Genomic DNA, 25,290 nt, shown 5'->3' on the forward strand with positions numbered 1-25,290 from the left:
CATTTGCTCCCGCATTGCGCCGGATGTTTCCGGTCGGACTGCCGCGGAGACTAGGCTCAGACTCCATGCGTCGTCCGCGCTGAACTCCAGCAGCCGCGTTCACAAGATCGTGCAGCCAATTTGTCATTGTGAGATGCCGTCATCATGGGTTCACTCGCGACCGCGCACGCCCACTGCTATGTTCGAACGTGCAAGTCGGACGAAGAATCCGAACCGCAGGGAGGTCCGTCATGACGCATTCCGATCCATCGCGCTCCGACCAGTCGCGCCGCGCCGTCATCAAGGGGCTCGGCATTGCGACCGCGGTCGGTATGCTCGGCGAGGCATCGGCGCAGGCCCCGGCGGCCGTCGCTGCCGAAGGCGAGATCTGGAGCAGCGAGTACTGGGCGAAGAAGGGCGATATTCCCCTGTGGATGTTCCGCAAGCGGGTCGGCGCGCCGAAGCCGGGGGAGCCGGCGCGGCCGGTCGTGTTCTTCGTCCACGGCTCGTCGGTGACGTCGAGGGCGTTCGATCTGACGGTGCCGGGCAAGGGAGAGTATTCGCTGCTCAACGCATTCGCGCGCTTCGGCTTCGACTGCTGGACCATGGACCATGAGAACTACGGCAGGTCGGGCCGCACCTCGGGCAATGCCGACATCGCAAGCGGCGTCGAGGACCTGAAGGCCGCCGTCGAGGTCGTGGCGCGCGAGACCGGGCAGGTCAAATATCACTTCGTCGGCGAATCCTCCGGCGCATTGCGGGCCGGGGCCTATGCGATGGCCGCACCCGGGCGCATCGACCGGCTGGTGTTCGCAGCCTTCACCTACAAAGGCGAGGGTTCACCGACGCTCGCAAAACGCGCCGAGCAACTCGCCTATTACCGCACCCACAACATGCGCAAGCGCGACCGCGACATGATCCGCTCGATCGCCACCCGCGACAAGCCCGGCACGTCGGATCCCGCGGTCATCGAGGCGCTGGCCGATGTCGAGATGCAGTTCGGCGATCAGATCCCGACTGGTACCTATCTCGACATGACCGCCAACCTGCCGGTGGTGCATCCCGAGAAGGTGCTGGCGCCGGTGCTCCTGGTGCGCGGTGAATATGACGGTATTGCCGCCGTCCCCGACCTGGAGGAATTCTTCAACAAGCTGCCGAACGGAGACCGGCAGTTCATCATCCTGCCCGGCACCGCGCATTCGGTGGCGCTGGCGACCAACCGCGAGCTGTTCTGGCATGTGGCGCGGGCGTTCCTGACCATGCCGGCGCCGATCGTGACGTGAGGAAGCGCAGTCATTCCGGCGCGATGCGCAGCATCGAACCCGGAATCTCGAGGTTCCGGATTCGTGCTTCGCACGCCCCGGAACGACGGGTCGATTTTTCTACGACGCCATGTCGGAAGTCAGCCATGCGGTTCGTCCTCGGGGCACAACCCGCCAAAAAGGAGAGCCCTTCGTGGCCAAAATGATCTTCGTCAACCTGCCGGTCGGCAATCTTGCCCGCGCCACCGCCTTCTATGAGGCGATCGGCGCGACCAAAAATCCGCAATTCTCCGACAACACCGCCTCCTGCATGGTGATCTCGGAGACCATCCACGTCATGCTGCTGACGCACGACAAGTTCCGGCAGTTCACGCCGAAGCCGATTTCCGATGCCAAGACTTCAAACCAGGCGCTGTTCTGCCTCTCCGCCGACAGCCGTGACGCGGTCGACGGGACTGTGACCAAGGCGAGCGGCGCGGGCGGCACCGCCGATCCGTCCCCGAGCCAGGACTACGGCTTCATGTACGGCCGCAGCTTCGAGGATCCCGATGGTCACATGTGGGAAGTGATGTGGATGGATGTCGAAGCCGCGACCAAGGCGCCGGCCGCCGCGGCGACCGCCTGATCGCGTCGCACGCAAGGAGCGCCCGAGATGTCAAAAGTGTCCCCCTGCCTGTGGTTCAACGGTGAGGCCGAAGAGGCCGCGAATTTCTACGTGTCGCTGCTGCCTGATTCCCGGATCGAGCGCGTCCAGAACAACCTCGCCGACGGTCTGGCCGGAAAGGCAGGCACGGTGCTGTTGGTCGACTTCACGCTTGCCGGTCAGCGCTTCATGGCGCTGAACGGCGGCATGAAGATGGAATACACCCACGCGGTCTCGTTCGTGATCGACTGTGCCGATCAGGCGGAGATCGACCGGCTCTGGGACGCGCTGCTGGCCCATGGCGGCAAGGCCGAGCAATGCGGCTGGTTGCGTGACCGCTACGGGGTGTCCTGGCAGATCGTGCCGGCGGAGTTTCGCCGACATATCGCCGGTTCGGACCAGGCCGGCGCCGCCCGCGCGATGCAGGCGATGCTCGGCATGGTCAAGCTCGACATCGAAGCGTTGCGCAAGGCCTATGAGGGCTAATCGGCGGCGTGGCGGCACATCACACTGTCGTCGCCCGGCTTGACCGGGCGATGCAGTATTCCAGGGACGGTCGCGTTCACTTGCAACGGGGCATCCGGTGGGGGCTAGTAATTGATCCGCAATCCCACGCCGCCGTGGATCGTGTTGCCGACCGGCTGCGGGCCCGCGGTGCCGTTGAGGAAGAGGTCGGCGACCCAGCCCTTGCTGATGCGGAAGCCGAGCCTCCCGCCATATTCGAACCAGCCCTGGTTGCCCATGGTGGGGACGATGGTGCCATCGCCCGCGACGGTAGCGACGATGCCGGAATGGGTGGCGAAGGATTGCACCCAGCCGCCATTGATGTTGGCCTCGACATTTGATCCGAACAGATGCGTCCACTGGCCGCCGACCTTCACCAGGTTGGTGCGGTCGGTGCCGTCGGCGATCGACGCATCGAACGGATTGAACGCGAGAGTGGGATCGCTATAACCCTGGATTCGCTGCCACAACTGCCAGATCTCGACCGAGGCCGCGACCTCATCGCGCGGCGACAGGCGGCTGATCCAGCCCGCGCGCCCATAGACGCCGTAGTTCTCGCTCGACGTCTCGCCGGTGACCGACACCGCGCCGAGGCTCGTCGTGTAGCTGCGGGTATAGCGCACCTTCTCGAACGGCGAGAGGATGGCACCGATGTCGAAGAACGGCCGCGACGACCCCCAGTCGACGAAATCGTAGCGCAGCGCGAAAGCGCCGATCGGCGCGCTGGTCACGTTGTAGCCGCCCTCGCTGTACTGCGTGTAGGCGATGCCGGCGAGCAGCGACAAATTCGGCGTGATGGTCTTGCGGCCGTGGATGCCGGCCGAGAACGACCCGGCCGAACCGAACGCGCTGACGCAGTCGTCGCAATTGATCTGCTCATTGACGCCGAGCAGCACCGAGCCGAGCACGCGGTTGGTGATCATCTGGTTGAAGCGCTGATTGGCAAGCTGGTCGATCGAGCTCCCACTCGATGGCGCGCCGGTGATCGGCGTCGATGTTGGCGTCGGAGTGGGAGTAGGAGTAGGTGTCGAGGAGGGCGTGACTGTTGGGGTCGGCGTGGGTGTCGGAGAGCCCGACGGTGAGGGGGACGGCGAAGGGGAGGGACTGGGGGACGGCGATTGACAGTTGGTGCACGCGGCGGCGATTGCGGCTTGAGCCGACGCGGACGACGGCCGCGCTGCTGCCGCAATCAACGACAACGAAGCGGTTAATGCGGCAGCCAGGATCAGCCTGTGGGTGCGCGGGGCCATGCTACCGTCCGCACAGCATGCCGGTGGGATCGACGTCGCCCGGTGGCGGCGAGGCATCGGCAAACTGGGTGACCGAGCAGAGGCCCGCCGCCTGGCTGCACATCGCGGCGAATGTCCAGGGCGAACTGCTGGTCTTCTGGATCGTGCTGTGTCCCCCGGTCGAGGTGATGATTGCCGTGTCGCCGGGCTGGCTGAGGTCGATGCACTGGTGGCTGGTGGTGCAGACCGTCGACGCGCCTTCCTGCAGCACCACGGTGGTCCTGCCCCGCTGCGAGAGGATGTCGAGGATGGTGCCACGAACGCCGATCGTCGCCAGCGGCGTCGTGATCTTGTAGGCGGCCTTTTCCGAATTGCCGGTGACGAAGCGGAACGCGCCCGACGTCAGGCGGATCGCCACGTCGCGATAATGATGCTCGTCGTCGAACACGGTGCGGTCGAGCTTGATCGACGCGCTCGGCCCGAGCGAGAGGTTGGTGCTGTCGGCCATCACCAGCCGCGTCGCGCTGTTCGCGCCGGTGCGAACGGTCTCGTCGCGCAGCAGCGCGTCGCCGACATTGATCGGCGTGGTTGTTGCCGCGACCTTGACGACCTCGTTCTTGACGACGGCCGCCTCGCCGACGCGGGTCTGCGCCTCGACGGGCCGTACCGCCAGCGCGAGGACAAAACCGAGAGCGAGGATTGGGAGAAGGCAGTGACGCGAAATCATTTCAAAACCGATCGACTCGTTCCGAGAACGTACCGGATCGCGCCTGCACCTGATGTAGTATAATTATCACAAGAAGCGCCGAGTTGACTGCGTGGTTGGTCGCGGCGGATTCGAAAGGCGTTCAACGCGATGGACATGAAAGTGAGATCCGATCACACTCGTCACACAGGACGCCGCTCCACATCACACTTCGCTCACACTCGCTCCCGCCACGTCACATTCGAACCGTGATCTCCGCATCAGCATCACATTCGGTTCTGCAGCATTCGGCCGCGCGCGCGGTGATCGTCGCCACAGTAATCTTCGCTGTCGCTCAATCGCTGCTGCTGCTCGGGATCACCACGCCGGACAAGTTCTATTTCGACGAGGTGCATTACGTGCCTGCGGCGCGCCAGATGCTGGCGCCGGCGACGCGGGAGCCGATGCTCAATCCGATGCACCCGCCACTCGCCAAGCAGATCATCGCACTGTCGATCGAGGCGTTCGGTGACGGACCGCTGGGATGGCGCTATCCCGCGACGCTGTTCGGTGCGCTCGCCCTGGTCGGGGTCTATCTGTCCGCGCTTGCGCTGTTTGCATCGCAATCGCGCGCGATCGCAGCCGTGCTGCTCGCCTTCTTCAACCAGATGCTGTTCGTGCAGGCGCGGATCGCGATGCTGGATATTTTCGCGCTCGCCTTCAGCCTGTTAGCGATCGCGGCGTTCATCCATGGCTTCCGGCGGCAGCGCCCGCAGCGCTTCTTCGCACTGGCGGGGCTTGCCTGCGGGCTCTCGATCGCCTGCAAATGGAGCGGGCTGTTCGTGCTCGCGACCTGCATCGCGATCACGGCGGTGATCGGCCTGATGCAGAGCTGGCGCACGCGCTTTGCCGACGGCAATGCGGAGGACTGGTATCGGCCCGATCTGTGGCCGGATCTCCGCCTGCATCATCTCGTGGTCTGCTTCGCGGTGATTCCGGCCATTGCGTATCTTGCAACCTTCATCCCGCTCTACGGCCCGTCGCCCTCCGACATCATCGAGGCGCAGCGCCGCATCTTTGCCGACAACACCACGACCGCGATCGCCGGCCACACCTATCAAAGCTCCTGGCCGTCCTGGCCGTTCCTGGTGCGGCCGGTCTGGTTTCTGTTCGACAAGGTCGGTGATGACAGGATCGCGGCGGTCGTCTCGCTCGGCAATCCGCTGGTGCTGTGGCCCGCGCTGATCGCGATTGCGGTCGCGCTGCGCGACTGGATCGTCGCGCGCAAGGCCGATGCGTTCCTGGTGCTCGCGTTCTATGCCGGACCGTATCTCGCCTGGGCACTGCTGCCGCGCAGCCTGAGCTTCATCTACTACTACCTGCCGTCGGCGACCACGGCGAGCCTGGCGCTGGTCTATGCGCTGACGCGCGAGGGCGCGCCGCGCTGGCTGCTCTGGGCATTCGTGGCCGTGGGCTGCGCGGGCTTCGTCGCGATGCTGCCGATCACCGCGGCCTTCATCGGCACGTCGATGGCGACATTCAACCGGCTGATGCTGTTCCAGAACTGGATCTGAGACGAGCCGTTTTCAGAATCCGAACCAGGAGACCCGGCTCCAGTAGATGCCGTGCCGGTGAAGATGCGGCCAGTAGATCGGGAACGGCTCCCAATAGGCGTAGTGCCGGTAGTGGCGGTGGGCGTAGCGGCGATGGCGGCGGGGAGCTGGCTCGGCTGCGGCCGGCGGCGACGTCTCCGCGGCCTTCGGCACGATCGACGGGCGTGGCACGCTGGCGGGCGTCTCGGCTTGCGCCGGCGCGGCGGTATCCTTCGGCACTGCCGTGTCGTCGGCACGGGCGAGCGGCGAGGCGACAACCAGCAGTGCGGCGACGGCAAAGCCGCTGATGTGCGTCTTCATGTTGAAGATCCCCCGGAGACAATTCGCCGTGGTTGTTCAACTCACGGCCGATCGAAAAATCACGCGTTGAAGTTCAACGGCCCGCCTGCCGGCAACGCGCAGGCGGACCGACGGTGCGCAACGCTACTGCGACGCGGTCTTGCCCGCCATGTTGACGACCTGCACGCGACGGTTGGTCGGGTCCATCGGATCGTTCGGATCCTTCGGCCTGTCCTTGCCATAGCCGACGGTCACGAGGTTGGAGCCGTTCAGGCCATAGTGCTGGACCAGGTACTTCTTGATGGTGTCGGCGCGGCGCTCCGACAGATCCTGGTTGTAGGCTTCGCCGCCGATCGCGTCGGTATGGCCGGCGAGGACGAAGGTCGAGCCCTTCAGGCTGGTATCGGACAGCGCCTTGCCGAGTTCCTGCACGGCCTGGGTCGAGCCCTTGCTGATGTCGGCCGAGTTGTAGTCGAAGTGGATCTCCAGATCGATCTTCGGCTTGTTGGTGGCGATCTCGGCGATCTCCTGGCGCTCGCCGAGCGAGAGCGAACGGGTCTGCCGGTTGCGAACGCTGTTGAGGAAGCCGGCTTCGCGCGCCGAGACGGCCGGGTCGACCTGCGGACCGGCCGACAGGCCGCGGGTGAGCGGCTTCGGCTTCAGTGCACTGAGGATTTTCGCGGCGGGGACGGTCTCGTCACCGGCCAGTGCGAGGCCCGCCGTCATCGACAGCGCGGCGCCGATTGTCAGAACGGACAGGGAAAAAGCGCGGGTCATGGTTTTCGTCCTCGACTGTGACGCCAGCCAATCGGGCTTGCTGTCGTTTTGATGTCGGGACCCTAGTATCGGTTCAAAGTCGTGAATGTGATCCAGGTCACGTTCTGGTTCCCGCCTGATCCGATCAGGATGACGTGCGTCGCACCGTTATGGAATCGGGTTCGAAGCACGCCTTGCTCTGTGTGACCTGGATCACGGTTACGGACTGCGCGCCAGATCACACTCCAGCCATCGGATGAGGACCTTGCGGCAGGATGCCGGAGGTCGGGCAAGGGGAGAGTGGATCATGCGGCGGCTTTTGATTGCGGCTCTGTCATTGGCGGGATTCCTGGTCGGCGCAGATGCGGCGCTCGCCGACAAGCGGGTGGCCTTCGTGGTCGGCAATGGCGCCTACAAGAATGTGCCGGCGCTGCCCAATCCGGCCGGAGATGCCAAGGCGATCGCCAAGCTCCTGCGCGGCGTCGGCTTCGAGGTGGTCGAGGGCGCGAACCTCACCCGCGACAAGATGACGGAAAAGCTGCTCGACTTCGGCAAGAAGGCCGAAGGCGCCGACGTCGCGCTGTTTTTCTATGCCGGGCACGGCATTGCGGTGAACGGCGTCAACTATCTGCTGCCTGTTGACGCCGACCTCAAATCCGAGATGGACGTCAAGCTCGGCGCCGCGATCAACGTGGACCTCACGCTCGAGCAGACGATGGCCGACGCCAAGGTCAAGCTGGTGCTGCTCGATGCCTGCCGCGACAATCCGTTCGCCGCAAAGATCCGTTCGGCCAAGGCGACGCGCAGCGTCAGCGTCGAGAGCGGGCTTGCCGAGATGAAGTCGGGCGAGGGCACCCTGATCGCATTCGCGACCGGTCCGGGCCAGACCGCGCTCGATGGCGAGAGCGGAACCAACAGCCCGTTCACCCGCGCGCTGCTCGCCAACATCGCAAGTCCCGGCGTCGAGATCCAGCAGGCGATGACCAGGGTCCGCGCCCAGGTCAACGAGGAGACCAACAAGGGACAGCTGCCCTGGGGCCACACCAATCTGATCGGCAGCGTCTATCTCAACCCGGCGGCATCGCCCTCGACCGACAGTGCTGTTGCCGAGACCGCGGCGCCCGCCGGCACCGCCTCCGAGGTCGAGCTCGAGTTCTGGCGTTCGATCAAGGACTCCAGCAAGGTGGAGGAGCTCAACGCCTACCTGACGAAGTATCCGAACGGCACCTTCAAGCCGATCGCGCTCGCTCGCGTCGCCGCGCTGCAGGATGGTCCGTCGACCACGACGCGCAACCTCGCCACTGGCTCCGCCATCGATCCCGCGACCTTCTCCGACGAAGCCACCCAGGTGACGGAGGATCAGCTCGGGCTCGATCGTAACCAGCGCCGCGACGTGCAGCACCGCCTCACCGGCCTCGGCTTCGACGTCAAGGCATCAGGCAGGTTCGACGACGCGACCCGTGCCGTGATCGAGCGCTGGCAGGCGGCCCGCGGCTATCCGAAGAGCGGCTACCTCAATGCGCTGCAGCACAGGGCGTTGCTGTCGGAGATCGTTGCGGCCCGTGTCGCATCCGGCGACAACGCCGACGACGAGTCCTCCCATGCGTCGCGCCGGCATGGCGGCGGTGGCGGCGTTCGCTATCACTATCGCGCCGGCGGCGGCGGTGGTCCGGGCGCCTTCTTCGGCGGCATGATGGGCGGACTGTTCCGCCACTGAGTTCCGGACCAGCGAGACATCGGGGCGGCCGCACGGGCCGCCCTTGTCTTGGCGCCGCTGCCGGTCGCATTCCCGTCGTGCTGCAGCCGGGCTTGCGACAAACAATCGGCACGATGCGCGCCTAGCTGCTGGCTGGGGACCAGTACAAGCGTAGACGGGCGGACGTGTTCGGGCAGAGCAGGCGACGGCATGGCTATCGGGAGCGACACGGAGGCAGTAACGATCGCGACCAGTCGGCGGCATCGATGCCGATCCTGATCGGAGCTGCGATGATCGCAACCGCGATCCTGCTGTCGACGCTGCTCGGCGCGCTCGCCAACCGCTATGTCGGCTTCGAGAGCCCGAACGACGAGAGCGCCTGGCTGGTCGATCGCCTGACCGGCAATGTCTACAAATGCGAGGCGCCGGAGCGCGGCAAGGCGGTCTGCGAGGCCGAGATGTCGACCGGATCGGTAACGGAGCGGCCGAAGCGCTGAGCATCATGCGTGGCCGGTATTCGCTGATGCGGCTCTCCACAGCAGCGCGAATCCCGCTACATTGCCGCACCATGCCGCGCGCGACCGAACCCGTTTCCCTAAGCAAGACCAGGGCCCGCCATGTCTGGCTGCGCGCGCAGCGGCTCGACACGACAGCGCCGTTCGGCGAGGGCGCATCCGCGGTGGCCGCCGCCGTCGATCATCTCGGCTATGTGCAGATCGACACCATCAACGTGATCGAGCGCTGCCATCACCACATCCTCTTCACCCGCATCCCGGACTACCGCCGCGCCGACCTGAAGCAGGCACAGAGCGCGGACAAGAGCGTGTTCGAATACTGGACGCATGCACTGTCCTACATTCCGTCCAAGGATATCGGCTATTTCCTGCCGGCGATGAAGGCGCACAAGCGCGACGGCCACAAATGGTTCGCGTCGGTCACGCCGGCGGACACGCGCAAGGTGATGCGGCTGGTGCGATCGGCCCCGCTCACCATCCGCGACATCGACGACGACGTGCTGACCGAGAAGGAGCATCTCTGGCAGAGCCGCAAACCCTCGAAGCGCGCATTGCAGCTCGCCTTCTACGGCGGCGCGGTCACCATCTCCGAGCGCAACGGCATGCTGAAGACCTACGAGCTGACCAGCCGGCATTTCGGCTGGGACAGGCCGCCGAAGGCGGCGTCGGCGTCGGACGGGATCACCTATCTGCTCGACCGCGCGCTGCGCGCGCAGGGGATCGTCAGCCTCGATTCGATCTGCCATCTCGACGCGCCCAGCAAGAAGGCGGTGCGCCGCCTGATCGATGCCCGCCTCCGCCGCAAGGAACTGGTGGCGATCGCGCTCGAGGGCGCCGGCAAGCAGGAGCATTGGGCGCGGCCCGAGGTGCTGGAGCAGACCGGCGAGGGGGACCCCGGCCTCGTCCACATCCTGTCGCCGTTCGATCCTTTGATCATCCAGCGCAGGCGCACCGAATTGATCTTCGGCTACGGCCACAGATTCGAGGCGTATGTGCCGAAGGAGAAGCGCCTGTTCGGCTATTTCGCGTTGCCGGTGCTGGTCGGCGACGACATCGTCGCCGCCCTCGACCTGAAGACCGACCGCCAGAACAGGAAGCTGCTGATGCAGAAATGGAGCTGGGTCGGCAACGGCAAGAAGCAGGCATCGCGCAAGGAGCTGAAGCGGCGCATCGAGGAGGAACTCGATCGGTTCGAGCAGTTTCAGCTGGCTGAATAGGCACTCACCTCCGTCAAGCGAGCGAAGCGAAGCAATCCAGGGTGCCGCAAGCGGAAACCATGGATTGCTTCGTCGCCTCAGCCTGCGAAGTCGCAAGGCGCCGCTCGGTGCTGTGCACGATGCATTTTTGCCATTGCTCAACGCGCGGCCACCCAATATGCCTCACGGCAAGCAATAGAACGGGGAAACTGATGAGCCAGACTGCAACCATCGCGCCTGATGGCGGCGCCCGCAGTGAGATCGAGACATCAACCATTCGCGCGATCTCATGGCGGCTGATCCCGTTCCTGGTGCTGGCCTACTTCTTCTCCTATCTCGACCGCGTCAATCTCGGCTTCGCGGCGTTGACCATGAACAGCGAGCTGAAGTTCTCGCCGACGGTGTTTTCGTTCGGCGCCGGCATCTTCTTCATCGGCTATTTCATCTTCGAGGTGCCAAGCAACCTGGCGCTGGAGAGGTTCGGCGCCAGCCGCTGGATCGCGCGCATCATGGTGACCTGGGGCATCCTCTCGGCGCTGATGTGTGCGGTTTACGACGAGTACAGCTTCTATGCTCTGCGCTTCTTCCTCGGCGTGGCGGAGGCCGGTTTCTTCCCCGGCATCATCCTTTATCTCACCTATTGGTACCCGGCCGAGTATCGCGCGCGCTTCCTCGCCGCCTTTGCGCTCGCTGTCCCGATCTCCACCGTGATCGGCGCGCCGATCTCGGGCCTCCTGCTCGGGCTCGACGGCGTGATGGGGTTCAAGGGCTGGCAGTGGCTGTTCATTGTCGAGGGCGTTCCGTCGGTGCTGCTCGGCGTCGTCACCTGGTTTTATCTCACCGACAGGCCGGAGAAGGCCGACTGGCTTTCGGCCGGGCAGAAGGCGTGGCTGAAGTCGAAGCTCGATGCCGAGATCGCTGCCAAGCAATCGGTGCAGCATTTTTCGCTTGGCCAGGCGCTCACGTCGCCCAAGGTGCTCGCGCTCAGCGTGGTCTATTTCGGCTTCGTCGGCGCGCTGTATGGCATGCAGTTCTGGCTGCCGCAGATCGTCAAGGCGTTCGGCCTCACCAATGCACAGACCGGCTTCGTCACCGCGATACCCTATCTGTTCGGCACCATCGCGATGATCCTGTGGGCGCGGCATTCGGATGCCACGCGCGAGCGCGTCGCCCATGTCGGCGGTCCGCTGCTGCTCACTGCGGTTGCGCTCGGCGTCTCCAGCTACATCACCGATCCCACCGCGACGATGGTGGTGCTGACGATCGCCGCCATCGGCGTGTTCTGCACCTTCGCGGTGTTCTGGACGCTGCCGACTGCCTGGCTCTCGGGTACCGCCGCCGCCGGTGCGATCGCGCTGATCAACTCGATCGGCAATCTCGCGGGTTTCGGCGGGCCCTATCTGATCGGCTGGGTCAAGGAAGCGACCGGCAGCACGTCGACCGGCCTCCTGGTGCTGTCATTGCTGCCGCTGGTGGCGGGCCTGCTCGTCTTTCTCGGCGGGCATGAGAGCAGGACCGAGTTCGCCGGGGCGAAGTAGCCCGCATAGGATTGGTTTCGCTGCACTCTACCCATCCCACGATCTGCCGTGGCCCGGATGGAGCGCAGCACAATCCGGGACCGCTCTTTCCATCGACGATCTCCCCCGGATTTCGCTGCGCTTCATCAGGGGCGACCTACTTCCTGAAAGCCGCCAGGCCCGGATGCCGATCACCCCAGGTTCACGAATTGGTTATTACTGATGAATATTGACATTTATCAGTGATAAATCGATACTCTTCATCAGTCGCCAGCTCGATGGAGAGATCCGATGTTCGCCCGTTCCGTTTTATCCAGCTATTACAGGCTCTTGACCGGAGCATTGCTGGCTTTTGCGGTGTTCGCGCTGACCGGCTGCAACGAAAAGGTCGCCGAAAAGACCGAGCCCGGGCGCCCGGTTCTGGTAGCGACCGTCCATTACGAAGCCGAAACCCCTGAGCGCAGCTTTGTCGGCACGATCAAGCCCCGGATCGAAGCCGATATGGGCTTTCGGGTGGCCGGCAAGGTGGCCAAGCGGCTGGTCGAGGTCGGACAGACAGTCGACATCGACCAGCCCTTGGCCACCCTCGACGAGGTCGACCTGAAGCTCCAGGCCGAGCAGGCCGAGGCCGAGCAGCGCGCCTCGACCGGGGTGCTGGCGCAGGCCGCTGCGGCCGAGCAGCGCGCCAAGGACCTGAAGGCCAAGGGCTGGGCCACCGACGCGACGCTCGACTCCGCCAAGGCCGCGGCCGACGAGGCGCGCGCGCGACTGAACCGTGCGGAGCGCTCGGTCGAACTGACGAAGAACTCGCTGTCTTATGCAACGCTTGTGGCCGACACCCGGGGTGTCGTCACAGCGACCATGATCGAGCCCGGCCAGGTGGTTGCCGCGGGCCAGGCTTCGATCCGTGTCGCCCGACTTGGTGAGAAGGAAGCCGTCGTCGCGATCCCAGAGACGCTGCTTTCCCGCGCCAGGTCGGGCGTTGCCACGGTGACGCTGTGGTCGGACGCCAACAAGACATATGCCGCGAAGCTGCGCGAGGTCGCGCCCTCGGCCGATCCCGCGACCCGCACCTATCTCGCAAAATTCTCGCTGCCCGATGCCGACGACAATGTCTCCCTCGGCATGACTGCGACCTTGACGCTCGCGGATTCCTCCACCGAACGCGTGGCGAAGCTGCCGTTGTCGGCACTCTACAGCCAGGGCGGCGATCCCTCGCTCTACATCGTCGACGACAAGGGCGACATCGCGTTGAAGCCGGTCAAGGTGAAGTCGTACGGCAGCGACTGCGTCGTGATCTCCGGCGGTGTCGATGACGGCGCCAAGGTCGTGGCCCTCGGCGTGCAGAAGCTTGATCCGAGCCAGAAGGTCCGGGTCGTCTCGTCGCTGTCGTTCTAGTCCAAGCAATCAACGCGAAATCAGTTCTGGGAATTGGAGACTGATATGAAGCGCTTCAATCTTTCGGCCTGGGCGGTCAGCCATCCGACGCTGGTGCTGTTCCTGATGATCGTGCTCGGCGTCGCCGGCTACTTCTCCTACCAGAAGCTCGGCCGCGCCGAGGATCCGTTCTTCACCGTGAAGGTGGTGAACGTCTCGGTGATGTGGCCGGGCGCGACCTCGCAGGAAATGCAGATGCAGGTCGCCGATCCCATCGAGAAGAAGCTGCAGGAGCTGCCGTTCTTCGAGAAGGTGCAGACCTATTCCAAGCCGGGCTTCACGGCGATGCAGGTCACCTTCCGCGATTCGACCCCGCCGAAGGACGTGCCCTACCTGTTCTATCTGCTGCGCAAGAAGCTGGTCGACGTTCAGGGTGAGTTGCCGTCCGGCATCCTCGGTCCCGTCGTCAACGACGAATTCTCCGACGTCGATTCCATCCTCTACATGATGACCGGCGACGGCGCCAATTATGCGCAGCTGAAGAAGGCCGCCGAAGGTTTTCGCCAGCGCCTGCTCAAGGTGCCGGGGGTGACCAAGGTCGACCTCTACGGTATCCAGGACGAGCGCATCTATGTCGAGTTCTCGCATGCCAAGCTCGCCACGCTGGGCATCACGCCGCAGGCGCTGTTCGATTCGCTTGCCAAGCAGAACAACGTGACGCCGGCCGGCACGGTCGAAACCTCCGCGCAGCGCGTGCCGCTGCGCGTCACCGGTGCGCTCGACGGCGTCAAGGCCGTCGCCGAAACCCCGGTCGAGAGCAACGGCCGCGTGTTCCGCCTCGGCGACATCGCCACCGTCACCCACGGCTATGTCGATCCGCCGAGCTTCACCGTGCGTCAGGAAGGCAAGCCGGCGCTCGGCATCGGCGTGGTCACCGCCAAGGGCGCCAACATCCTCGAGCTCGGCAAGGACGTCGAGCAGGCGACCGCCGAGTTCATGAAGGCGGTGCCGCAGGGCATCGACGTCAGGCAGATCGCCGATCAGCCCAAGGTGGTCGAGCACGCCGTCGGCGAGTTCGTGCACTCCTTCGTCGAGGCGCTGGCGATCGTGCTGTTCGTCTCCTTTGTCGCGCTCGGCTGGCGCACCGGCATCGTGGTGGCGCTGTCGGTGCCGCTGGTGCTTGGAATCGTGTTCATCGTGATGAACGCGATGTCGCTCGACCTGCACCGCATCACGCTCGGCGCGTTGATCATCGCGCTCGGCCTTCTGGTCGACGACGCCATCATCGCGGTCGAGATGATGGTGGTGAAGATGGAGCAGGGCTGGGACCGCATGAAGGCGGCGTCCTTTGCCTGGGAATCCACCGCGTTTCCGATGCTCACGGGGACGCTGGTCACGGCCGCCGGCTTCCTCCCCATCGGCTTTGCCAATTCGGCGGTCGGCGAATATGCCGGCGGCATCTTCTGGATCGTGGCGATCGCGCTGGTTGCCTCGTGGTTCGTCGCGGTGATCTTCACGCCCTATATCGGCGTCAAGCTCCTGCCCAACATCAAGGTGCATCAGAACCACGATCCGCACGCGATCTACGAGACGCGGATCTACCGCGGCTTGCGCGGCGTCGTGCAGTGGTGCGTTGATCACCGTATCAAGGTCGTGGTGGCGACCGTCGGCGTGTTCGCGGCCTCGATCATGGCCTTCGGTCACGTCCAGCAGCAGTTCTTCCCGCTGTCGGAGCGGCCCGAGCTGTTCCTGCAGCTCCGCCTGCCCGAGGGCACGGCGTTCAATGTCACCGAGAAGGCGGTGAAGAAGGCCGAGGCGCTGCTCAAGGACGACCAGGACATCGAGACCTACACGGCCTATGTCGGCCAGGGTTCGCCCCGCTTCTGGCTCGGCCTCAACCCGCAACTTCCGAACGAGGCGTTCGCCGAGATCGTGATCCTGTCCAGGAACGTCGAGGCTCGCGAGCGCATCAAGGCCAAGATCGAGCAGGCCGCTGCCGACGGCGCGCTGAACGAGGCGCGGGTCCGGGTCGACCGCTTCAACTTCGGGCCGCCGGTCGGCTTCCCGGTCCAGTTCCGCGTGATCGGGCCTGACGCCAACAAGGTGCGCGACATCGCCTACCAGGTGCGCGAGGTCATGCGCCAGAACCCGAACGTCAAGGACGTCCAGCTCGACTGGAACGAGCAGTCGCCCTATTTGAAGCTGGTCGTCGACCAGGACCGGGCGCGCGCGCTCGGCCTCACCCCGCAGGACGTCTCGCAGGCGCTGTCGATGCTGATCTCGGGCGCGCCCGTCACCACGATCCGCGACGGCGTCGAGAAGGTCGGCGTGGTCGCCCGCGCGGTGCCGTCGGAGCGGCTCGATCTCGGCCACGTCGGCGATCTCACGATCACCTCACGCAATGGCGTTGCCGTGCCGCTGCAGCAGATCGCGAAGCTCGAATATGCGCATGAGGAGCCGATCCTGTGGCGGCGCAACCGCGACATGGCGATCACCGTGCGCTCGGACGTCGTCGACGGCGTGCAGGCGCCCGACGTCACCAACCAGATCTCGCCGAAGCTGAAGGACATCCAGGCGCACCTCGAGCCGGCCTACCGGATCGAGCCGGGCGGAGCATTCGAGGAATCGGCCAAGGGCAATGCCTCGATCTTCGTGCTCTTCCCCGTCATGGTGATGGTGATGCTGACGCTCCTGATGATCCAGCTGCAAAGCTTCTCGCGCCTGTTCCTGGTGTTCCTGACCGCGCCGCTCGGCATCGTCGGCGCCTCGCTGGGGCTGAACGTCGCAAACCAGCCGTTCGGCTTCGTGGCGCTGCTCGGTCTGATCGCGCTGGCCGGCATGATCATGCGCAACGCCGTCATCCTGGTCGATCAGATCGAGAGCGACGTGTCGAGCGGCCTGACGCGGCGGGAGGCGATCGTGGAAGCCACCGTCCGCCGCGCCCGGCCGGTGGTGCTGACGGCGCTTGCGGCCATCCTCGCCATGATACCGCTGTCGCGCTCCGCGTTCTGGGGCCCGATGGCGATCACGATCATGGGCGGTTTGTTTGTTGCGACTTTCCTGACCTTGCTGTATCTGCCGGGCCTTTACGCCCTCTGGTTCCGCAAGACCTTGGACGAGAGTGGCCCCGTCGAGCGTGCCGATACTGCGCCGCAGCATGCCGGAGGTGCACAGCACGCATTTCCGCTTGCTGAAGCGGCCGAATAATTGAAGATTGAGCAGACCGACATGACGCTGATTTCGGAACACATCGAAACTGACACCCGCGAGCGGATTCTCGTGGTTGCGGAGCGATTGTTCCGGCAGCTCGGCTACCAGAAGACCACGGTGGCCGATATCGCCAAAGAGCTGCGCATGAGCCCCGCCAACGTGTATCGCTTCTTCGAATCGAAGAAGGCTATCCACGAAGGCGTGGCGCGCGGCCTGATGGGCGAGGTCGAGATCGAGGCCCAGCGCATCGCGCGGACCGAGGGGCCGGCGGCGCTTCGGCTGCGCGAGCTGATGAAGACCGTCAACCGCATGAACACCGAGCGCTATGTCGACGACTCCAAGCTGCACGAGATGGTCGAGGTCGCGATGCAGGAGGACTGGGAGGTCTGCACCGCTCATATCGAGCTGATCACCGGCACGATCGGCGAGATGATCGCGCAAGGTGCGGCGTCCGGCGAGTTCGAGGTGAATGACCTGATGACGGCGTCGCTGTGCGCCTGCACCGCGATGATGCGCTTCTTCCACCCGCAAATGATCGCCCAATGCGCCACCAAGCCGGGCCCGACCATCGACGAGATGATCGATTTCGTCATTGCCGGCCTGTCGCCGCGCGCCCGGGCGAATTGATCGGACCGAACTGACGCACTCGTCAGTTGACTCTTCAATCATCGCAGGCGAAGCGACTTCGTAGCCCGGATGGAGCGCAGCGTGATCCGGGATATTGATCCGCTTGCGAAACTGTCCCGGATTGCGCTGCACTCCATCCGGGCTACGGAAGAGGGCCCACCGTGACCGCGAAAGACCTGCATTTCTACGAGCCGAAGAACGGCCACGGCCTCAAGCACGATCCCTTCAACGCCATCATCGCGCCGCGCCCGATCGGCTGGATCGCCTCGCGCGACACCAGGGGCAACATCAATCTCGCGCCCTACAGCTTCTTCAACGCCTTCTGCTACGTGCCGCCGATCATCGGCTTCTCCTCGACCAATTGGAAGGACAGCGTCGCCAACATCCAGGAGACCGGCGAGTTCGTCTGGAACCTGGCGACGATGGATCTGGCCAGGCAGATGAACGCGTCCGCCGCCCATGTCGCGCGTGACGTCGACGAATTCAAGCTGGCCGGGCTGACCGCCGAGTCGGGCAAGCTCGTCAACGTGCCGCGCGTTGCCGAAAGTCCGGTCGCCTTCGAATGCAAGGTGAGCCAGATCATCCAGCTCCAGGGCGCCGACGGCAAGAAGGCGGAGGCCTGGCTGACGCTCGGCGAGGTCGTCGCGGTCCATATCGACAAGGCCTTCATCAAGGACGGCGTCTACCAGACCGGGCTTGCCCATCCGATCGTCCGCGCCGGCCGGCGAGGGGATTATTTCGAGATCAAGCCGGAAAACATGTTCGAGATGATCCGGCCGGATTAGCTCCGCTCTGTCGTCTGCCTCGCCCCGCTCTTGCGGGGAGAGGGCGGGGTGAGGGGCTGCCTCCACGAGTCGCGACCGTGGTGAAAGCTGTACCCCCTCACCCGGATCGCATCTTGCGATGCAATCCGACCTCTCCCCGCAGGCGCGGCGAGGTAAGGCAGACCGCAGCATTGCGAGCTTGCTTCGCTCCCGCCACGAAATCGTCACTCAGGGCATACTAACCTCTGGTTGCCAGGCCGGATCAACGGCCGGCCAACACAGCGGAGGATGCGATGTCACGCCAGGAGCGGAACGATCCAACAGAAGTGCGGAGCGATCCAAAAGAAGAGCGGCGCGGTCCGAACGTTTCACGACGAGCGCTTGTCCAGGGATTGGCAGTGGGAGCGGCTGCCACTGCAACCGGCATCGGCAGCGCGCTGGCGCAGAACGCGCCTGCGCCGGTCGGACCGCCGACGACGATCACCACCCCGCCGCGCGATTTCAGTCCGCGCGGTGCGCCGACCACCTATTTCTGGGACCCCGATATCATCGCGGTCGATCCGTCCTTCAACGACCTCGCCCAGCCCAACACTTCGATCAAGCGCCTCTATACGGGCACTCTATGGTCGGAAGGCCCGGCCTGGAGCTCGCAGGGGCGGTACCTCCTCTGGAGCGACATCCCGAACAACCGCCAGATGCGATGGTCGGAGGACGACGGCCACGTCAGCGTGTTCCGCATGCCCTCGAACTATTCGAACGGCAACTCGTTCGACTTCCAGGGCCGCCAGCTGTCCTGCGAGCATCTGACCCGCCGCGTGACGCGCTACGAGAACGACGGCACCGCGACCGTGCTTGCCGATTCCTATCAGGGCAAGAAGCTGAACTCGCCGAACGACATCGTCGCCCATCCCGACGGCAGCTACTGGTTCACCGATCCGCCCTATGGCAGCCAGCTCTATGAGGGCGAGCCTGATGCTGCGGGCGGCCCGGTCAATCCTGCCGGCAAGCTCAATCCGCGGATCGGCCAGCCGGCGGGCTTCGAGCCGTTCAAGCGCGAGCTGCCGACCAACTGCTATCGGATCGATCCGTCCGGGCGCATCGACCTCGTGGTGAGCGAGGACCAGGTGCCCGATCCGAACGGCATCTGCTTCTCGCCCGATTACAAGAAGCTCTATGTCGTCTCGACCGGCAAGGGACCGGGCGACACCGGGCCGGGCGGCAAGGGCGACGTGTTCGTGTTCGATGTCGGCGCCGACAACAAGGTCTCCAACGGCAAGCGGTTCAGCGACTTCACGATCGACGGCGTGAAATGCGGACCGGACGGCATCCGCTGCGACGTCAACGGCAATGTCTGGTGCTCCAGCAATGCCGGCCGCGCCGTCGGCTATAACGGCGTCACGGTGTGGTCGCCGGAGGGCAAGCTGCTCGGCCGTATCCGCCTGCCGGAGGTGTGCGGCAACATCACCTTCGGCGGCCCCAAGCGCAACCGCCTGTTCATGGCGGCAAGCCAGTCGCTGTATGCGGTCTATACCGCGACGCAGGGGGCAGGCCCGGGCTAGCCCTGACGCGGATTGGCGCCGGCGCGACCCGCCGGCGCCAATCCGCTACCTGACTGTCGCAACTCATGTTTCGGAACTGAAGGCGCGGCGTGCCGTTAACAAACGGCGCTTTCGCCGCGTCAATTTCGCTTCATTTCAAAAGCGAAGTGTTCACCCGTGACCGGCACTTTCCGCTAGGATCATCTCCATCCGCGCCGATTCATGAGGACCCCACCATGAGCTTCCGCCGCGACACGATCACCAAGCCGATTTTCTCGTTTGCGCGAGGCGTGCTGCCGTCGATGTCCGACACCGAGCGCGAGGCGCTGGAGGCCGGCGACGTCTGGTGGGACGCCGATCTCTTCACCGGCAATCCGGACTGGACCAAGCTGCTGGCCTTTGCGCCGGCGACCCTGACCGAAGAGGAGAAGGCCTTCCTGCACGGCCCGGTCGACCAGCTCTGCGCCATGCTCGACGAGTGGAAGATCAACTGGGAATGGCGCGACCTGCCGCCCGAAGTGTGGGACTTCGTCAAGCGCAACAAGTTCTTCGGCATGATCATCCCGAAGGAGTTCGGCGGTCTCGGCTTCTCGCCCTATGCGCATTCCGAAGTGGTGCGCAAGATCTCGTCGCGTTCGTTGACCGCGGCCGTCACCGTGATGGTGCCGAACTCGCTCGGGCCCGGCGAATTGCTGATGCGCTTCGGTACCAGGGAGCAGCAGGACAAATGGCTGCCGCGGCTCGCCGACGGACGTGACATCCCCTGCTTCGGGCTGACCAGTCCGGAGGCCGGCTCGGACGCCGCCTCGATGATCGACAGCGGCATCATCTGCAGGGGCAATTTCGAAGGTCGTGAGGTGCTCGGCCTGAGGCTGAACTGGCACAAGCGCTACATCACGCTCGGCCCCGTCGCGACGCTGCTCGGGCTTGCCTTCAAGGCCTATGATCCCGATCACCTCGTGGGCAACGAGGAAGAGCTTGGCATCACGGTTGCGCTGATTCCAACGCATCTGCCCGGCGTTTCGATCGGCCACCGCCATCTGCCGGCGATGCAGGTGTTCCAGAACGGCCCGAACTGGGGCCGCGATGTCTTCATCCCGCTCGACTACATCATCGGCGGTCAAGAGCGGCTCGGCCAGGGCTGGAAGATGCTGATGACGGCGCTCGCCGCCGGCCGCGGCATCTCGCTGCCGTCGCTGTCGGCTGCCGGCGCCGCCTACGCCGCGCGCACCAGCGGCGCCTATGCCCGCATCCGCGAGCAGTTCGGCATTTCGATCGGCAAATTCGAGGGCATCGAGGAGCCGCTCGCGCGCATCGCGGCGACGGCCTACCTGCTCGACGCCGCGCGGCGGCTGACCTGCGCCGCGTTGAACGCAGGGCATCACCCCGCCGTCATCTCCGGCATCATGAAGCTGCACGCCACCGAGCGGATGCGGCTCGCGATCGACGACGCCATGGACATCCATGGCGGCAAGGCCGTGATCGACGGGCCGCAGAATTACCTGGGAGGGCTCTACCGCTCGGTGCCGGTCGGCATCACGGTCGAGGGCGCCAACATCCTGACCCGCAATCTCATCGTGTTCGGGCAGGGCGCGATCCGCGCCCATCCCTATCTGCTCGCGGAGATGAACGCGCTGCGCGATCCCGATCGCGACAAGGGGCTCACCGCATTCGACACCGCGTTCTGGAAGCATGTCGGCCACAGCTTCGCGACGCTGTTCCGCGCCTGGGGCCGCAGCTGGACCCTTGGGCTGTTCGCGCCGGCGCCGGACGCCGGCGAGGCAACCGGGTTCTATCGCCAGCTCTCGCGCTATTCGTCGGCCTTCGCGCTGTGCGCCGACATGGCGCTGCTCACGCTCGGCGGAGCGCTGAAGCGCAAGGAGATGCTGTCCGCCCGCTTCGGCGACATCCTGTCCGAGCTGTATCTGCTCTCGGCTGCGCTGAAGCGCTGGCAGGACGAGGGCCGGCAGAAGGAGGACCTCCCTGCGCTGCAATGGTGCATGGCGACCGGCTTCAAGACCATCGAGAGCCGGCTGGCGGAGATCACGGCCAACCTGCCCAACCGCGTCGTCGGTGTGATGCTGAAATTCCTGATCCAACCGTTCGGCGCGCGCGTCACGGGTCCGTCTGATGAGGTCGTGCATCGATGCGCGCAGCTCGTGCTGTCACCGTCCGCGGCGCGCGACCGCCTGACGCCCGATCTTGCCTTTGTCGAGGATGACGGCGGCATCGCACGGCTGGAGAAGGCGTTCCGTCTCGTCACCGAGGCCGAGGATGCCGCCAGGCAGCTGCACGCCGCACGCATTCATGACTGGAAGGATGCGGTGAAGAAGGGCGTCATCACCGAGGCCGAGGGCGAGAAACTCGCCGCCGCCCACGACGCAGTCGCCAAGGTCATCGAGGTCGATGATTTTGCGCCGGAGGCGCTGTCGCCGATTTACAAGAAATCCGCCGACGTGCATCAGTTCTTCCAGGAGCTGGGTGAGCAGAGGGCGGCGGGCTGATGGCGCGACCAGTCTTTATCGTCGACGGCAGCCGGACGCCGTTCCTGAAGGCGCGCTCCGGGCCCGGCCCGTTCACCCCCGTTGATCTCGCCGTGCAATGCGGCCGGCCGCTGCTGGCGCGGCAGCCCTTTGCGCCCACCGCCTTCGACCAGGTGATCCTCGGCTGCGTCAACGTCATCGCCGACGAGATGAACCCGGCACGGGTCGCGGCACTTCGGCTCGGCATGGGCGAGAAGATGGTCGCCTTCACGATGCAGATCAATTGCGGCTCGGGCATGCAGTCGGTCGACACCGGCTACCGCTACATCCGCGAGGGGATCTCCGACCTGATCCTGGCCGGCGGCGCCGAGGCGCTGAGCCACGCGCCGCTGGTCTGGCCCAATGCCGGCGTGCGCTGGTTCGCAGGCCTTGCCGGCGCAAAGGGCATGGTCGCCAAGGTCGCCGCGGCGTTGAAGGTGCGGCCGGGCTATTTCAAGCCGATCATCGGGCTCGAGCGCGGGCTGACCGATCCCATCACCGATCTGAACATGGGGCAGACCGCGGAGAAGGTCGGACATCTCTTCGGCATCACGCGCGCGCAGTCCGATGCCTATGCCGCCGAAAGCCACCAGCGGCTGGCGCACGCGCAGAAGGAAGGCTACCTCAAGGGCGAGGTCGAGACCGCCTTCGCCCGCGACGGCAAATTCTACGATCATGACGACGGCGTCCGTCCGGACTCGACGCCGGAGACCCTGGCCAAGCTCAGGCCCGTGTTCGAGCGTCCCTGGGGCCAGGTCACGGCCGGCAATTCCTCGCAGATCACCGACGGCGCGTCCTGGGTGATCCTGGCCTCCGAGACGGCGGTCGCAAAACATGGACTGACGCCGAAGGCCGTCATCCTCGACAGCCAATGGTCGGCGCTCGATCCCTCGATCATGGGCCTCGGCCCGGTGCTGTCGACGACCGCGCTCCTGAAGCGCAACGAGCTGATCTTGCAGGATATCGAGACCTGGGAGCTGAACGAGGCGTTTGCAACGCAAGTGCTCGGCTGCCTCGCGGCGTGGAATGACGAGAAGTTCTGCCGCGAGATCCTGGGGCTCGACGGCGCGGCCGGCGAGATCGATCGCGCCAGGCTCAACGTCGATGGCGGCGCGATCAGCCTCGGCCATCCCGTCGGCACCAGCGGCAACCGCATCGTGCTGCATCTCGTCAATGCAATGAAGCGGCTCGGCACCAGGCGCGGCGTCGCCACGGAATGTATCGGCGGCGGGCAGGGCGGCGCGATGTTGATAGAGACGGTGTGATCATGGATTCGCAGATCATGGACGTTCTCGCCGGTCGCGTGCTCGAGCTGGGGCCAAAACCGACCGCCGAAAGCCCTTACAGGAACTTCAAGCTGACCCGCGACGAGGACGGCATCGCCTGGCTGTTGTTCGACCGCGCAGGCGCCAGCGCCAACACGCTCTCCGTCGATCTGCTCGACGAACTCGACGCGATCGTGTCAGAGCTCCACAGCCAGCGCCCGGCCGGCCTCGTGGTCCGCTCGGCGAAAAAGAGCGGCTTCATCGCCGGCGCCGACGTCAACGAATTTCGTGGTGCCACGGACCCGGGCACGGTCGAGACCGCGATCGGCCGCGCCCATGCGGTGATCGACCGGCTGGAGGCGCTCCGCGTGCCGTCGGTCGCGGTGATCCACGGCTTCTGCCTCGGCGGCGGCCTCGAGGTTGCGCTGGCCTGCCAGATGCGCATCGCGATCGACGATGCACGGTTCGGCTTTCCGGAGGTGATGCTCGGCCTGCATCCCGGTCTCGGCGGAACCGTGCGCTTCACCGAACTGGTCAACCCGATGCAGGCGATGACGCTGATGCTGACCGGCAAGACGATCGATGCGCGCCGCGCCCGGTCGCTCGGGCTGGTCGATGCCGTGACGCAGGAGCGCCATGTCCGCAACGCCGTGAAGGACGCCGTGTTCGGCCGCCTCAAGCGCGCGAAGCCTGGCCCGCTCAACGCGATCCTCAACTTCGCGCCGGTGCGTGGCTTCCTCGCCAGCCGCATGCGCAGCGAGGCTGCCAAGGCGGCGCCGCGCGCGCACTATCCCGCGCCCTATGCGCTGATCGATCTCTGGGAAAAGCACGCCGGCAACCGCACGGCGATGCTGAATGCGGAGAAGACATCGTTCGCCAATCTGATGGTGACGCCGACCGCGCAGAGCCTGATCCGCGTGTTCTTCCTGCGCGAGCAGATGAAGAAGATTGCCGCAGGCGGCAACAAGATCGCGCATGTCCATGTCATCGGCGCCGGCGCGATGGGCGGCGACATCGCGGCCTGGTGCGCGAGCCAGGACATGCGGGTGACCCTGGCAGACATGAAGGCCGAACCGATCGCAGGTGCCTTGAAGCGCGCCGCCGATCTGTTCGGCAAGATCATGCGCAAGAAGATCGACCAGCGCGACGCGCTGGACCGCCTGATCCCGGACATGGAGGGTGAAGGCGTCCGCAATGCGGATCTCGTCATCGAGGCTGTGCCGGAAAAGCTCGAGCTGAAGCAGAAGGTCTATGCCGGCCTCGAACCGAGGATGAAGCCGGGTGCGATCCTCGCCACCAACACCTCGAGCATTCCGCTGCAGGATCTGCGCACCACGCTGCAACGGCCGGAGCGGCTGCTCGGGCTGCACTTCTTCAATCCGGTGTCGCGGCTGCAACTGGTCGAGATCGTCAGCCATGACGGCACCGATCCGGCGCTGCTCGGCGAGGCGCTCGCCTTTGTCGGTGCCATCGACCGCCTGCCGCTGCCGGTGAAGAGCTCGCCGGGCTTCCTCGTCAACCGCGCGCTGACGCCCTACATGCTGGAGGCGATGTTGATGCTGGACGAGAAGATCGACCAGCGCCTGATCGATGCGGCCGCAGTCGAGTTCGGCATGCCGATGGGACCGATCGAGCTGGCCGACCAGGTCGGTCTCGACATCTGCCTCGACGTCGGCGACATGCTGCGCTCCAAGTTCGGCGATCATCTGCCGCCGACGCCGGCCTGGCTGCGCGACAAGGTCGCGAGAGGCGAACTCGGCCGCAAGACCGGCAAGGGGTTCTACAGCTGGAAGGACGGTAAGGCGGAGAAGGCGCCGTTGTCCGAGACCGGCCCGCGGGTGACGGATGAAATGATCGACCGTCTGGTGCTGCCGATGTCCAATGTCTGCGTCGCGGCTCTGCGCGAGGGCATCGTCGACAATGCCGACGTGGTCGACGGTGCGATGATCTTCGGCACAGGCTATGCGCCGTTCCGCGGCGGCCCGCTCAACTATGCTCGCACGCGCGGTACCGACAACGTGGTATCTGCGATGCGCGCGCTCGCGCAGAAGTTCGGCGACCGTTTTGCGCCGGATGCAGGCTGGGAGACTTTCAAGTGACCGATCCGCAAGTG

Annotated in this window: 20 protein-coding genes; 16 read left to right on the forward strand and 4 right to left on the reverse strand. The window is 65.2% G+C overall.

All coding sequences use genetic code 11. From position 1 onward, the window contains the following. The first annotated feature begins 230 nt into the window (after positions 1 to 230). The 3 genes from JQ586_RS04080 (at position 231) to JQ586_RS04090 (ending at position 2,370) form a co-directional block, all read left to right on the forward strand. Positions 231 to 1,262: an alpha/beta hydrolase gene (locus JQ586_RS04080; protein ID WP_212393206.1), complete on the forward strand. Its 1,032-nt coding sequence runs from the start codon at positions 231 to 233 to the stop codon at positions 1,260 to 1,262. Between the two features lie 172 nt (positions 1,263 to 1,434). Then, entirely contained in the window at positions 1,435 to 1,866 is a 432-nt protein-coding gene (locus JQ586_RS04085) for a VOC family protein (protein ID WP_212393207.1), read from the forward strand. Positions 1,867 to 1,893: 27 nt separating this feature from the next. After that, positions 1,894 to 2,370 carry a VOC family protein gene (locus JQ586_RS04090; RefSeq protein ID WP_212393208.1) on the forward strand — a complete coding sequence of 159 codons (477 nt, stop codon included), beginning with the start codon at positions 1,894 to 1,896 and terminating at the stop codon, positions 2,368 to 2,370. Between the two features lie 104 nt (positions 2,371 to 2,474). On the opposite strand, the gene JQ586_RS04095 is transcribed toward JQ586_RS04090, so the two are convergent. Continuing rightward, a complete protein-coding gene (locus tag JQ586_RS04095; RefSeq protein WP_212393209.1) occupies positions 2,475 to 3,638 on the reverse strand; it encodes a hypothetical protein in 1,164 nt (387 codons plus the stop codon). Between the two features lies 1 nt (position 3,639). Further along, the gene (locus JQ586_RS04100; protein ID WP_212393210.1) at positions 3,640 to 4,344 is read right to left on the reverse strand and encodes a FecR domain-containing protein; all 705 of its coding nucleotides are present in this window, start codon (positions 4,342 to 4,344) and stop codon (positions 3,640 to 3,642) included. 257 nt (positions 4,345 to 4,601) lie between these two features. Here JQ586_RS04100 and JQ586_RS04105 point away from each other — a divergent pair, with 257 nt between their 5' ends. Continuing rightward, entirely contained in the window at positions 4,602 to 5,876 is a 1,275-nt protein-coding gene (locus JQ586_RS04105) for a phospholipid carrier-dependent glycosyltransferase (RefSeq protein WP_249147326.1), read from the forward strand. A 12-nt stretch (positions 5,877 to 5,888) separates the two neighbouring features. Here JQ586_RS04105 and JQ586_RS04110 read toward each other — a convergent pair whose 3' ends face one another. Continuing rightward, positions 5,889 to 6,215, reverse strand: a complete 327-nt coding sequence (locus tag JQ586_RS04110) for a hypothetical protein (RefSeq protein WP_212393212.1) — start codon at positions 6,213 to 6,215, stop codon at positions 5,889 to 5,891. 123 nt (positions 6,216 to 6,338) lie between these two features. Continuing rightward, complete coding sequence (locus tag JQ586_RS04115; protein ID WP_212393213.1) at positions 6,339 to 6,971, reverse strand: OmpA family protein; 633 nt, start codon at positions 6,969 to 6,971, stop codon at positions 6,339 to 6,341. A 286-nt stretch (positions 6,972 to 7,257) separates the two neighbouring features. Here JQ586_RS04115 and JQ586_RS04120 point away from each other — a divergent pair, with 286 nt between their 5' ends. The 12 genes from JQ586_RS04120 (at position 7,258) to JQ586_RS04175 (ending at position 25,276) form a co-directional block, all read left to right on the forward strand. Next, positions 7,258 to 8,667 carry a caspase family protein gene (locus JQ586_RS04120; RefSeq protein WP_212393214.1) on the forward strand — a complete coding sequence of 470 codons (1,410 nt, stop codon included), beginning with the start codon at positions 7,258 to 7,260 and terminating at the stop codon, positions 8,665 to 8,667. A 245-nt stretch (positions 8,668 to 8,912) separates the two neighbouring features. After that, positions 8,913 to 9,143, forward strand: coding sequence for a hypothetical protein (locus tag JQ586_RS04125; protein ID WP_212393215.1), 231 nt, complete (start codon positions 8,913 to 8,915; stop codon positions 9,141 to 9,143). Positions 9,144 to 9,214: 71 nt separating this feature from the next. Further along, the gene (locus tag JQ586_RS04130; protein WP_212393576.1) at positions 9,215 to 10,378 is read left to right on the forward strand and encodes a winged helix-turn-helix domain-containing protein; all 1,164 of its coding nucleotides are present in this window, start codon (positions 9,215 to 9,217) and stop codon (positions 10,376 to 10,378) included. A 191-nt stretch (positions 10,379 to 10,569) separates the two neighbouring features. After that, a complete protein-coding gene (locus JQ586_RS04135) occupies positions 10,570 to 11,895 on the forward strand; it encodes an MFS transporter (RefSeq protein ID WP_212393216.1) in 1,326 nt (441 codons plus the stop codon). 270 nt (positions 11,896 to 12,165) lie between these two features. Further along, on the forward strand, positions 12,166 to 13,272 hold the full coding sequence (locus tag JQ586_RS04140) for an efflux RND transporter periplasmic adaptor subunit (RefSeq protein WP_212393217.1): 1,107 nt from the start codon (positions 12,166 to 12,168) through the stop codon (positions 13,270 to 13,272). Between the two features lie 45 nt (positions 13,273 to 13,317). Continuing rightward, positions 13,318 to 16,458: an efflux RND transporter permease subunit gene (locus JQ586_RS04145; RefSeq protein ID WP_212393218.1), complete on the forward strand. Its 3,141-nt coding sequence runs from the start codon at positions 13,318 to 13,320 to the stop codon at positions 16,456 to 16,458. A gap of 21 nt (positions 16,459 to 16,479) precedes the next feature. Continuing rightward, the gene (locus JQ586_RS04150; RefSeq protein WP_212393219.1) at positions 16,480 to 17,088 is read left to right on the forward strand and encodes a TetR/AcrR family transcriptional regulator; all 609 of its coding nucleotides are present in this window, start codon (positions 16,480 to 16,482) and stop codon (positions 17,086 to 17,088) included. 161 nt (positions 17,089 to 17,249) lie between these two features. Continuing rightward, complete coding sequence (locus tag JQ586_RS04155) at positions 17,250 to 17,873, forward strand: flavin reductase family protein (RefSeq protein WP_212393220.1); 624 nt, start codon at positions 17,250 to 17,252, stop codon at positions 17,871 to 17,873. A gap of 272 nt (positions 17,874 to 18,145) precedes the next feature. Then, complete coding sequence (locus tag JQ586_RS04160; RefSeq protein WP_249147261.1) at positions 18,146 to 19,411, forward strand: SMP-30/gluconolactonase/LRE family protein; 1,266 nt, start codon at positions 18,146 to 18,148, stop codon at positions 19,409 to 19,411. A 215-nt stretch (positions 19,412 to 19,626) separates the two neighbouring features. Continuing rightward, positions 19,627 to 21,894, forward strand: coding sequence for an acyl-CoA dehydrogenase (locus tag JQ586_RS04165; protein WP_212393221.1), 2,268 nt, complete (start codon positions 19,627 to 19,629; stop codon positions 21,892 to 21,894). Then, the gene (locus tag JQ586_RS04170) at positions 21,894 to 23,177 is read left to right on the forward strand and encodes an acetyl-CoA C-acetyltransferase (RefSeq protein ID WP_212393222.1); all 1,284 of its coding nucleotides are present in this window, start codon (positions 21,894 to 21,896) and stop codon (positions 23,175 to 23,177) included. Before JQ586_RS04165 ends, JQ586_RS04170 begins: the two co-directional genes overlap by 1 nt. 2 nt (positions 23,178 to 23,179) lie before the next feature. Then, positions 23,180 to 25,276, forward strand: a complete 2,097-nt coding sequence (locus tag JQ586_RS04175) for a 3-hydroxyacyl-CoA dehydrogenase NAD-binding domain-containing protein (protein ID WP_212393223.1) — start codon at positions 23,180 to 23,182, stop codon at positions 25,274 to 25,276. Positions 25,277 to 25,290 lie beyond the last annotated feature (14 nt).

Origin of the sequence: Bradyrhizobium jicamae (assembly GCF_018130215.1) — a bacterium.
Lineage (GTDB): Bacteria > Pseudomonadota > Alphaproteobacteria > Rhizobiales > Xanthobacteraceae > Bradyrhizobium > Bradyrhizobium jicamae_A.

Coding starts and splice junctions, on each gene's coding strand:
- JQ586_RS04080 (WP_212393206.1), top strand. CDS start 231: ATGACGCATTCCGATCCATCGCGCTCCGACCAGTCGCGCCGCGCCGTC.
- JQ586_RS04110 (WP_212393212.1), bottom strand. CDS start 6,215: ATGAAGACGCACATCAGCGGCTTTGCCGTCGCCGCACTGCTGGTTGTC.
- JQ586_RS04150 (WP_212393219.1), top strand. CDS start 16,480: ATGACGCTGATTTCGGAACACATCGAAACTGACACCCGCGAGCGGATT.
- JQ586_RS04115 (WP_212393213.1), bottom strand. CDS start 6,971: ATGACCCGCGCTTTTTCCCTGTCCGTTCTGACAATCGGCGCCGCGCTG.
- JQ586_RS04145 (WP_212393218.1), top strand. CDS start 13,318: ATGAAGCGCTTCAATCTTTCGGCCTGGGCGGTCAGCCATCCGACGCTG.
- JQ586_RS04130 (WP_212393576.1), top strand. CDS start 9,215: ATGCCGCGCGCGACCGAACCCGTTTCCCTAAGCAAGACCAGGGCCCGC.
- JQ586_RS04170 (WP_212393222.1), top strand. CDS start 21,894: ATGGCGCGACCAGTCTTTATCGTCGACGGCAGCCGGACGCCGTTCCTG.
- JQ586_RS04090 (WP_212393208.1), top strand. CDS start 1,894: ATGTCAAAAGTGTCCCCCTGCCTGTGGTTCAACGGTGAGGCCGAAGAG.
- JQ586_RS04160 (WP_249147261.1), top strand. CDS start 18,146: ATGTCACGCCAGGAGCGGAACGATCCAACAGAAGTGCGGAGCGATCCA.
- JQ586_RS04165 (WP_212393221.1), top strand. CDS start 19,627: ATGAGCTTCCGCCGCGACACGATCACCAAGCCGATTTTCTCGTTTGCG.
- JQ586_RS04175 (WP_212393223.1), top strand. CDS start 23,180: ATGGATTCGCAGATCATGGACGTTCTCGCCGGTCGCGTGCTCGAGCTG.
- JQ586_RS04135 (WP_212393216.1), top strand. CDS start 10,570: ATGAGCCAGACTGCAACCATCGCGCCTGATGGCGGCGCCCGCAGTGAG.
- JQ586_RS04120 (WP_212393214.1), top strand. CDS start 7,258: ATGCGGCGGCTTTTGATTGCGGCTCTGTCATTGGCGGGATTCCTGGTC.
- JQ586_RS04100 (WP_212393210.1), bottom strand. CDS start 4,344: ATGATTTCGCGTCACTGCCTTCTCCCAATCCTCGCTCTCGGTTTTGTC.
- JQ586_RS04125 (WP_212393215.1), top strand. CDS start 8,913: ATGCCGATCCTGATCGGAGCTGCGATGATCGCAACCGCGATCCTGCTG.
- JQ586_RS04140 (WP_212393217.1), top strand. CDS start 12,166: ATGTTCGCCCGTTCCGTTTTATCCAGCTATTACAGGCTCTTGACCGGA.
- JQ586_RS04095 (WP_212393209.1), bottom strand. CDS start 3,638: ATGGCCCCGCGCACCCACAGGCTGATCCTGGCTGCCGCATTAACCGCT.